The 1031-nt window shown below is 79.4% G+C and carries 1 protein-coding gene and 1 pseudogene; one reads left to right on the plus strand and one right to left on the minus strand.

The window, feature by feature from the left end; translation table 11 throughout:
- Positions 1–375 (plus strand): LysR substrate-binding domain-containing protein (locus tag ACFWBW_RS41735; protein WP_385385163.1); only part of this gene is annotated, 375 nt, incomplete at its 5' end.
- Here ACFWBW_RS41735 and ACFWBW_RS41740 read toward each other — a convergent pair.
- Positions 349–1031: pseudogene (locus tag ACFWBW_RS41740) on the minus strand (MFS transporter); the annotation flags it as partial. The gene ACFWBW_RS41735 and the pseudogene ACFWBW_RS41740 overlap by 27 nt on opposite strands.

Raw genomic sequence — 1031 nt, forward strand, 5'->3', positions numbered from 1 at the left:
CGCCTGGAGCCGGCCGACCTGGGCGCCGTCCGGCACATCCGGCTGCCGGAGAACTCCACCTCCCGCGCCCAGCTCGACGCCGCCCTCGCCGAAGCGGGCGTCCGGGTCAGCTCCGACACCAGCGCCGCCGACTGGGACACCGCCCTCCTCCTCGCCGAACTGGGCCTCGGCCACGCCGTCGTACCGGCGCTGCCCGGCTGGCAGGTCCCCGGATCAGACGGACCGATGCGCCTGGTGCCGGTGCCCGCCCTGCCGCCGCTCGCCGTCGGCTGGGCCGTCCGGCGCTGGTCCGCCCTCTCTCCGCTCGCCCGCGCCTTCGCCGACGAGGTGGCCCGCAGCTGCGTGGCCCGCGCGACCGCCCCCGGGCAGCCGTGACGCGGGCAGCAGCCCTACGGCGGCCAGCGCGGTCAGCGCCGCGACAGAAGACCCGGTCCCCGCGGCCAGCGCGATGCCGAGGGCGGGGCCGACGTTCATCGCCGTCTGCTTGAGCCCGCCCACCACCCCGGCGTGCCCGGCCGGGGCGTCCCCGACCACCACCCCGGTGGCCGTCACCATCACCGCGGCGAAGCCCGCGCCGAGCACCCCGAACCCCCAGCCCGGATCCAGTCCCGCGATCCCGAGCGCCACCAGCCCGGTCCCCGCCACCGCCGTCCCGCGGGCCCCGGACCGGCGCAGCAGGGCCCCCGCCACCGGTGCGCCGACGACCATGGCGGCCGTCATCGGCAGCACGCGCAGCCCGGTCGCAAGCGGATCGAGCCCCGCCGCGTCCTGGAGCGCGAAGCCGGCCCCGAACAGTGCCCCGAACAGGGCGCCGGAGACCACGGTCAGCAGCGCCACGGACGCCGTCACCGGGACGGAGCGGGCGACCGGGCGCGGCACCAGGGGCTGGGCGGAGCGGCGCTCGGACCGCACGAGCAGGGCCGCCAGGGCGGCCGCCGCGGCGAACCCGGCCAGGGTCCGGGGCCCCGACCAGCCGTGCTCCGGTACGCCGGCCAGCGCGTGGACCAGCGCCGCGAGGGCCGTCGCGCGGA

This window comes from Streptomyces sp. NPDC059957 (assembly GCF_042730015.1).
GTDB lineage: Bacteria > Actinomycetota > Actinomycetes > Streptomycetales > Streptomycetaceae > Streptomyces.